We start from the raw sequence: 1,424 nt of genomic DNA, 5'->3' as shown, positions 1-1,424 counted from the left end.
GGTCGCGTCCGTCAATGTGGTGTAAAATCGGGTGTGGCCATTGGGCTGCATTTTCAGGCGGCCTTGGGTGTAATTTGTAGCGGCTGAACCTCCTCGATCATTGGTGTGGCAAGGGCAGCCATGCCCTCGATCTGCATGTAGCGGTGCTGGAGCTGATATTCGTCATTCTGCTCGAGCAGGACGGCGCCGACGAGGCGGATGATGCTGTCCTCGTTGGGAAAGATGCCGACGACATCGGCGCGGCGCTTCACCTCCTTGTTCAGGCGTTCCAGGGGGTTGGTGGAATGCAGCTTGACCCTGTGCTGCTCGGGGAAGGTCATGTAGGCCAGCACATCGTGCTCGGCATCGTCCATGCAGGCGCCCAGCTTGGGCCAGCGGGCGCGCAACTGGTCGGCGACCTGGCGCCAGACCTGCGTGGCGGCAGCATGGTCGGGCTGGAGGAAGACCTGGCGGATCGCAGCGGCAACGACGGTATTCTGTCCCTTGGGCACATAGGCCAAGGCGTTGCGCATGAAGTGGACGCGGCAGCGCTGCCAGGTCGCGCCCATGACGCGGGTAATCGCGGCCTTCAATCCCTCGTGGGCATCGGAGATGACCAGCTTCACGCCGGTCAGGCCGCGTCGGGCAAGGTCCTTGAGGAAGCTGGACCAGAACGGCTCGGCCTCCGATGGGCCAATGTGAAGGCCGACGATCTCGCGCTTGCCCTCGGTGTTGACTGCGACGGCGATTATCGCGGCGACACTGACGATCCGTCCGCTCTCGCGCACCTTGAGGTAGGTGGCATCGAGCCAGAGGTAGGGCCAGTCGCCGGCGAGCGGGCGCTTGAGGAAGGCGTGGACGCGCTCGTCGATGTCTTTGCACAGCTTCGACACCGAGGACTTGGAAATGCCGGTCATGCCCATGGCCTGGACCAGCTCATCCACGCGCCGGGTGCTGACGCCGGCAATCCACGCCTCCTGGATCACCGCGACCAGCGCCTTCTCGACGGTCTTCCTCGGCTCCAGAAAGCCGGGAAAGTAGGCGCCGGTCCGCAGCTTGGGGATCTTGAGGTTGAGCGTGCCGAGCCGGGTGTCGAGGCTTCGGTCGCGATAGCCATTGCGCCACGTCGTGCGGTCGCCGGAACGCTCGTGCCGGCTAGCACCGACCAGGCCATCGACGTCGGCCTCCATGATGATCTGCAATACGCTCTCGGCGATCGTGCGCAGGAAATCTCCATCTCCGGTCTTCGCCATCAGCTCGGCAAGCGGTAGTCTGTCGTCGGTCATCGGGATCAACTCCTCGGTGGGCGTGTGAAGTGTGGTAACTCCACCTTACCGATGAGCCCGGTGGCCACCGAGATCGAAATCGCTGGTGGTGGGGCATGCCCCACCACCAGCGGCACCTCAGTCTGCACCGGAAATTACACCACGACCGCGGACGCTAAC

At 63.8% G+C, this 1,424-nt stretch carries 1 protein-coding gene; it reads right to left on the bottom strand.

The genetic code is table 11. The features are described 5' to 3' along the window. Positions 1-53: 53 nt before the first annotated feature. Complete coding sequence (locus AX703_RS22575) at positions 54-1,265, bottom strand: IS256 family transposase (protein ID WP_062347439.1); 1,212 nt, start codon at positions 1,263-1,265, stop codon at positions 54-56. Positions 1,266-1,424 lie beyond the last annotated feature (159 nt).

The organism is Novosphingobium sp. CCH12-A3, from assembly GCF_001556015.1.
Taxonomy (GTDB): Bacteria; Pseudomonadota; Alphaproteobacteria; order Sphingomonadales; family Sphingomonadaceae; genus Novosphingobium; species Novosphingobium subterraneum.
The sequence above is the reverse complement of the archived record's forward strand: the minus strand, read 5'-3'. Positions and strand labels throughout refer to the sequence as shown.

Bases quoted from the DNA above. Each gene is read 5' to 3' on its own strand.
- AX703_RS22575 (WP_062347439.1), bottom strand. From the start codon at position 1,265: ATGACCGACGACAGACTACCGCTTGCCGAGCTGATGGCGAAGACCGGA.